Below are 6,830 nucleotides of genomic sequence, written 5' to 3' on the forward strand. Positions count from 1 at the left end.
GTCCGCGGATCAGGCCGCGGCTTCAGAGGTGTAGGCGCCTTGACGGATCGAGGCGTCGCCGCGGGCCTGGTGCACGATCTGACCGCTGGCGATGCGGTTGCAGTAATCGGCAAACCAGCTGAGGGCGGCCTTCTCGATGAACTCGTGGGCGTAGGCGTCGATGGGCTCGATGCCAGCGGCCTTGAGCTCGTCACGCGGGCAGGCACCGATCTTGGCGACCAGCACGGCATGGCAGTCGTTGATTGCCCGCACGATGGACGGCAGTTGCTCGTCTTCTCCGTAGCCACCCTGGCAGTAAAGGTCGACACGGCGGTGGCCCACGAACAGCGCTTCGGCGGCCGAGACCTCGAAGATCTGGAACTCGGTGGCGTGACCGAAGTGCTGGTTCACACGGCCATGGCCTTCGGTGGCCACGGCGACCAGCACTTTCATGTTCGGGTCGACCTCGGGCATCGACGCCTTGGCGCTTTCCAGTGCCTCGACCTTGGCCGCATGCTGAGACTGGCGCTCCAGCTCGACCTTGTCCTGGTAGGTCTTGCGCTTGTCCAGGTCGTAGACGATTTCCATCTCTTCGATCTTGTCGAGCGTGAACTCTTCGGAACGGTCTTCACCCAGCAGGCCGACGGCATCGGCGCGGCACTGACGGCAGTGGCGCATCAGGTTGGCGCCGCCCATGCAGGCGTCCTGCACGGCCTTGAGTTCCTGAGCGGTGGGGCCACGCTGGCCGGTCAGACCAAACACCGTGCCGTGCTCGGCTTCCGAGATCAGCGGCATGATGTTGTGAAGGAAGGCACCGCGCTTCTTGACCTCGCGGTTCACCTCGATCAGGTGCTCGTCATTGATCCCGGGGATCAGCACAGAGTTGATCTTGGTGAGCACGCCTCGGGCGGTCAGCATTTCCAGGCCCTTCATCTGCTGCTCATGCAGGATGCGGGCGGCCTCGATGCCGGTCACGCGCTTGTGGTCCCAGAAGATCCAGGGATAGATCTTGGCGCCCACTTCCGGATCCACCATGTTGATGGTGATCGTGACGTGGTCGATGTTGTACTTGCAGATCTCGTCGACCAGGGCCGGCAGGGCCAGGCCGTTGGTGGACAGGCACAGCTTGATGTCCGGTGCGCTTTCCTGAAGCATGCGGAAGGTGTCGAAGGTCTTCTTCGGGTTGGCGAGCGAATCACCAGGACCGGCCACACCCAGCACCGTCATCTGCGGGATCTCGCTGGCCACGGCCAGCACCTTCTTCACGGCCTGTTCGGGCGTGAGCTTCTGCGACACCACACCGGGCCGCGACTCGTTGGAGCAGTCGTACTTGCGGTTGCAGTAGTTGCACTGGATGTTGCAGGCCGGGGCCACGGCCACGTGCATGCGGGCGTAGTGGTGATGGGCTTCTTCGGAGTAGCAGGGGTGGTTCTTCACCTTGTCCCAGATCTCCTGTGGCATGTCGTCCGGGCCCCCGGAGGTGCCGCAGCTGGCTTTGCCTTCGCCGCCTGAAGTCCCGCAGCCACTGTGGCTGGCAGGGTCGGGTGCAGCCCCCAAGGGCTTGATTTGGCCGATGCCGATGAAGGCCGTCGGTGCAAGTGTTGAAGCGTCCATTCGATTCCCCCGGCTATGGGCACGATGCCCAGACGAGAGCCGCTTTGCCATTTCCGTGCCACATTTTTGAGCGTTCAAAATCAAGCACTTAGCGATTGATCTGGCGCAAGGTCAGGCAGGCTTGGCAGCTTTGACACAGCCCTTGTCGGCCAAGGCTGTCAGGGTTCTGACAAAGCTGACAGCGCGGGCGATGGCCCTTGTCGCGATGGCCAGAAGGCATGCTGGGTTGCTGGTCTCACCGCGCAGGCAAAGGCCCGATGGCATGGGACTTGTATGGACAGGCCGCATCGGCCCTTCCTGGCCGCTTCTGCGCGAGGTGTGGCAATGAACGATCAACTGCCCGTCAACGTCCTGCTGGCCGAGGAGATCGCCGACGTGGCCGCCCTGCTCACGGAGCACGCCGCGGATGACAGCCCCGAGACGCAGGCGCTGATCTGGCGCATCGCCGAATCCAGCATGGGCCCGAACCACCTCTGGCAAGACCTGGCCCTGCCCGACCGGGCCGCCCTGGGCGAGCTGATGCAGCGTCATTTCCCCGCCCTGAAGGCCCGCAACAGCAAGCAGATGCGCTGGAAGAAGTTCCTCTACCGCGAGATCTGCGCCAAGGCCGACGTGCTGATCTGCAAGTCACCGCATTGCGAGGCTTGCGACGAGGTGCACGTGTGCTTCGCGCCGGAGGAATGACGCCCATCGAAACCCCCAAAAAAATGGGTGGCTCATCGACTGAGCCACCCTCCTCCTTGCACTGCACCGCGATGACAGCGTTTCAGAACTTGCGGACCTCGATGTCGTACTTCTGCAAGGCATAGCCCATCTGGCGGGGCGTGATGTTGAGCAGGCGTGCCGCCTTGGCCTGCACCCAGCCGCAGCGCTCCATGGCCCACACCAGGCGCTCACGTTCGCCATCAGGCTTGTCGTCGTGGCGTTCACCCTGCGGGGCGTGCACAGGCTGCCCAGGTCCCCCCACCGCGGCGTAGTCCCCATCCGCCATGCCGTGGGTCTCGCGGGGACGGCCCGGCACCTCGGCGATGGGAATGTGGATGGGCTTGCCTGTCATGGGCCGCACGGCGTCGTCGCGCTCGATGTGGTGCAGCACCTGGGTCAGGCAGCGGTTGTCGTGGCAGGGGAAGCTCAGGTCACTGAGCTCTTCGCCCATGGCCATGGTGGCGGTGCGCTCAACGCAGTTCTCGAGCTCGCGCACATTGCCCGGCCAGTAGCAGCTGGTCAGCACCTTCATGGCCTTCGGGCCCACGCGCACCTTGCGGCCGTTCTCGCGGTTGAAGCGCTGCATGAAGTGCTCGACCATCAGCGGGATGTCTTCGCGGCGCTCGCGCAGTGGCGGCAGGAAGATGCTGACCACGTTGATGCGGTAGTACAGGTCGGCGCGGAACTCGCCTGCGGCCACCATCTTCTCCAGGCTGCGGTTGGTGGCCAGGATCAGGCGCACATCGACCTTGATGGGGTGGGTGCCCCCCACGCGTTCGAACTCCTTTTCCTGCAGCACGCGCAGCAGCTTGGCCTGGAAGGAAGGCGAAATGTCGCCGATCTCGTCGAGGAAGAGCGTGCCACCGTGGGCCAGTTCAAAGCGCCCCTTGCGCATGCCGACCGCGCCGGTGAACGCCCCCTTCTCATGACCGAAGAGTTCGGATTCGAGCAGGGACTCGGTGAGCGCCGCACAGTTCACACGGATGAAGGGCTGGTCTTGACGCGGCGAGAGGTTGTGCACGGCCCGCGCGATCACTTCCTTGCCGGTGCCGCTTTCTCCGCGCAGCAGCACGGTGGTGCGGGCCGGCGCCACCTGATGGACCTCGGAAAACACCTCCTGCATGCGCGAGGACTGGCCAATGGCCGTGTCGAGCTTGTAGGTGGGCTTGAGGGCCTTGGACAGGCGGCGAGACTCGTCATTGAAGCGCTCGTGTTCGGCCTGCACACTGCGGTGCAGCAGCAGGTTCTGCCCCATGAGGCTGGCCACCATGGAGAGCAGACGGGCGTCTTCATCGAACACGGGCGAGCGCTCCCCCACAGCACGGTCCATGGTGAGCACGCCCAGGGTGCGGCGATCGGCCTTGATCGGCGTGGCGATGTAGGCGATGGGCGAGTCGCCCATCTGGTCGGCCGCGCCCGTTCGATTGAGGAAAAGCGGCTCCTGCGCGATGTCGGGCACGACCATGGGGATGCCGCTGGCGAACACGCGACCGACGATGCCCTCGCCAACCGCAAACTCCAGTCGCCGCGTTTCTTCGCGCGAAAGGCCCACGGCACACAGGCCGCACAGCACGCCATCGTCGGTGTTGAGCACGACCGCGCTGCGTCGCCAGCCCATCATCGAGACCATCACATTGAGGGCCTCACGGAATGTCTTGTGGATGTCGAGCGACGAACCCAGGATCTTGCTGACCTGGTACATCGTCATCAGCTCGATGCTTGCTCGTTCGTGGTGCGCACTGACCATGGCCTGTCACCCCTGCTGTTGCATTCAGGCAGCCCCACACCCCTGTGCTCCCCGCTTTGGTTCAGCTTGTGGCTGCTCGCGGTGCACAAGGCCCGGGGAAGGGCTGTACCGCAGAGGGGGCAGCAAAAAACAAGCCCATGAGCCGCATTCGCGTCCGGAAACATGTCAGTCAGATGACTGTGCGACGCTTCGTTTGACAAATGTCAAACCGCCTCCTCTGCCGCCTTGACGGACAACCCAGCCTCAGGCGGGAAGGGCCTGCGGATGCCCCCACTTCGCCACGATTCGCACCAGCAGGGCATGGTCAACGGGCTTGGTGATGAAGTCGTCCATGCCCGCATCCAGTGCCGCTTGCCGATCCCTGGCCATGGCATGGGCCGTCATGGCGATCACGGGCAGGCTCGACCAGGTCTGGTGCGCCCGGATGCGGCGTGTGGCCTCGTGGCCGTCCATCACCGGCATCTGGATGTCCATGAGTACCACGTCCACCGGCTGCACGGCAAGCTTTTGCAAAGCCACGGCCCCGTTGTCGGCCACGATGACCTCGGCGCCAGCCAGGCCCAGCATTTCGCTGGCCACCTGCTGGTTGAGCGCGTTGTCTTCCACCAGCAGCACACGCAGCCCCTGCAAGGGCGAAGTACCGGCGGGAGGAGGGACCACGACGGCCGCACGCGGCTCGGCTTGCGGCGCATCCGGGAGGGCGGTCGGCAGGCGACGCGTCGATTCAAGGGACAGGTCAAGGGGCAGATCGAGCACCACCTCGAAGCGACTGCCCTGCCCCACCTCGCTGCGGACACCCAGCTGCCCGCCCATCAGGCGCACAAGCTGGCGACAAATGGCCAGCCCCAGGCCGGTGCCGCCGTGGCGTCGCGTGCTGGAGGCGTCGACCTGCGTGAACGGCTCGAAGAGCTGCGACTGGGCCGCCAGGCTGATGCCGGGCCCCGTGTCTGACACAGCCAAGCACAGGCGCCCCAGACCCGCTGCAGCCCCTGGCAGGCACCGTGCCTGCAGCACCACCTCGCCCTGTTCGGTGAACTTCACGGCATTGGCCGCCAGGTTGACCAGAACCTGACGCAGCCGCATGGCATCACCTCGCCAGGCCGTGGGGAGGTCGGACGGCACGTCCAGCCGAAAGTGCAGGCCCTTGGCCTTCGCCTGGGCGGCCAGCAGGTCCATGACCTCCTGCAGCACGGCGGGCAGCGAAAACGGCTGGTTCGCCAGGCTGAGTTTGCCCGCGTCCACGGCGGAGAAATCCAGCACATCGTCCACGATGCCCAACAGGGACAGGGACGCCTGCAGCGTCTTCTCGAGGTAGTCGCGCTGAACAGGGTTCAGGGGCGTGCGCAGGGCCAGCTCGGTCAGGCCGATGATCGCGTTCATGGGCGTGCGCACCTCGTGGCTGACGTTGGCCAGAAAGGCGCCCCGTGCGCGCGAGGTCTCGAGGGCGGCCTCCCGCGCGTCGATCAAGGCGCGCTCGGTCTCGCGCCGCTGGCTGAGGTCCCGCAGCACAATCTGGATCCGCCCGGGCTGACCGGCGACCACCGTCTGGATGCGCGACAGGCTGGCCTCGACGGGCAGCGTGCGGCCATCCAGGCAGCGCAAGGCCATCTCGACCGACAGCAGGCGCCCCCCTTGCGCGTCCAGACGGCGTACCAGGGAGGGCCATTCGGGCGACTGCAGCCAGGCGCCTCCGCAGCCCTGCAGCGCCTCCGGCCCCTGGCCTGCCGCCACCATGCCCACCCAGGCCGGATTCGCCAGGCAGATGTGGCCGGCTTCGTCGAGCAGGCCCGCGCCATCGGCCATCTGGTAAAGCACATCGTCCAGCAATTGCTGCTGCCGGGCCAGCAGGCTGTCGAGCCGGTCGCGCTGCGACAGCAGTTCAGCGGCGGCCTGTTCCCGGTGCAGCAACTGACCCTGCAGGGCCGCCTGCAAGGCGGTGATGCCGCGTGCCAGACGATGCAGCTCGTTCTCGGGGCCCAGGGCGGGCTGGGGCGCTGGCTGGCCAAGGGCGCCCGCGCCCAGGCCCGTCACATGGGCAGAAAGCGCCTCGACGGGCTCGGTCACCCGCCGCTTGACCAACCAGAACACCAGCGCGGCCATGAGCAACAACTGCGGCACCATCAACAGGACGAAGTAACGCACCTGGGCCATGACCTGCTCGCGCAACAGCCCTTCGTCCAGGGTGATGCGCCAGTGCGCCACGACCTGCCTGCCATCCGGGCTCATGAGGGGCACACTGACCATCCCTCCTGGCGAAAGGAGCCCCTGAGACACCCCCGCCATGGGGGCCGCCGCCCCCTTGCGGTAATGCTGCGCCAGACCCGAGCCCTCCACCTCGGCAGACTGCACCACCGGGAAATGCTTCAGACCGTCGAGCTGGGCGGCCAGTGCCTCGTCGTCCAGGGCCCAGGCTGCCTGGGCCAGACCATGTCGGTAGGCTGCCACCACCGCTGCGAGCTCCTGTTGCTGTTGCGCCGTCTCGCGTCCATGGCTGATGCGCGCCGCGATGAAGCCGCCCAGCAGCGAAAACACGAGGCTGAAGCCCACCACCCGCCAAAGGAGGTGACGAGACAAGGTGTCTCGGTTCGCGTCGCTCACGGTGAGGGGCCTCTCGGGGTGTGCAACGTGGCGCCCGTGAGCACCAGCACGTCGCTGCGCTCGCCGGCGGCCAGGCGCTTCATGGTGAGGTAGGCCTGGCGGCCCATTTCGTGGAAGTCGATGGCGGCGATCCCGCCGATGAGCCCCTCATCGAGCAGCGCCTGCTGCGGCGCCGACACCTGCCCTG

At 66.1% G+C, this 6,830-nt stretch carries 4 protein-coding genes and 1 pseudogene; 1 reads left to right on the forward strand and 4 read right to left on the reverse strand.

Annotated elements, in window-relative coordinates:
• Positions 1 to 9: 9 nt before the first annotated feature.
• On the reverse strand, positions 10 to 1,593 hold the full coding sequence (gene nifB, locus QZ994_RS04010) for a nitrogenase cofactor biosynthesis protein NifB (protein WP_290868550.1): 1,584 nt from the start codon (positions 1,591 to 1,593) through the stop codon (positions 10 to 12).
• 324 nt (positions 1,594 to 1,917) lie between these two features.
• Here nifB and QZ994_RS04015 point away from each other — a divergent pair, with 324 nt between their 5' ends.
• The gene (locus tag QZ994_RS04015) at positions 1,918 to 2,277 is read left to right on the forward strand and encodes a nitrogen fixation protein NifQ (protein WP_290868553.1); all 360 of its coding nucleotides are present in this window, start codon (positions 1,918 to 1,920) and stop codon (positions 2,275 to 2,277) included.
• Between the two features lie 82 nt (positions 2,278 to 2,359).
• On the opposite strand, the gene nifA is transcribed toward QZ994_RS04015, so the two are convergent.
• The 3 genes and pseudogenes from nifA to QZ994_RS04030 all read right to left on the reverse strand — a co-directional run.
• Positions 2,360 to 4,006, reverse strand: a complete 1,647-nt coding sequence (gene nifA / locus QZ994_RS04020) for a nif-specific transcriptional activator NifA (RefSeq protein WP_290868555.1) — start codon at positions 4,004 to 4,006, stop codon at positions 2,360 to 2,362.
• Positions 4,007 to 4,288: 282 nt separating this feature from the next.
• Positions 4,289 to 6,643, reverse strand: a complete 2,355-nt coding sequence (locus QZ994_RS04025; protein ID WP_290868557.1) for a response regulator — start codon at positions 6,641 to 6,643, stop codon at positions 4,289 to 4,291.
• A pseudogene (locus QZ994_RS04030) lies at positions 6,640 to 6,830 on the reverse strand (hypothetical protein); the annotation flags it as partial. The pseudogene QZ994_RS04030 and the gene QZ994_RS04025, both read right to left, overlap by 4 nt.

It is taken from the genome of Aquabacterium sp. (genome assembly GCF_021768455.1).
Taxonomy (GTDB): Bacteria; Pseudomonadota; Gammaproteobacteria; order Burkholderiales; family Burkholderiaceae_C; genus Aquabacterium.

Bases quoted from the DNA above. Each gene is read 5' to 3' on its own strand.
- nifB (WP_290868550.1), bottom strand. From the start codon at position 1,593: ATGGACGCTTCAACACTTGCACCGACGGCCTTCATCGGCATCGGCCAA.
- QZ994_RS04015 (WP_290868553.1), top strand. From the start codon at position 1,918: ATGAACGATCAACTGCCCGTCAACGTCCTGCTGGCCGAGGAGATCGCC.
- nifA (WP_290868555.1), bottom strand. From the start codon at position 4,006: ATGACGATGTACCAGGTCAGCAAGATCCTGGGTTCGTCGCTCGACATC.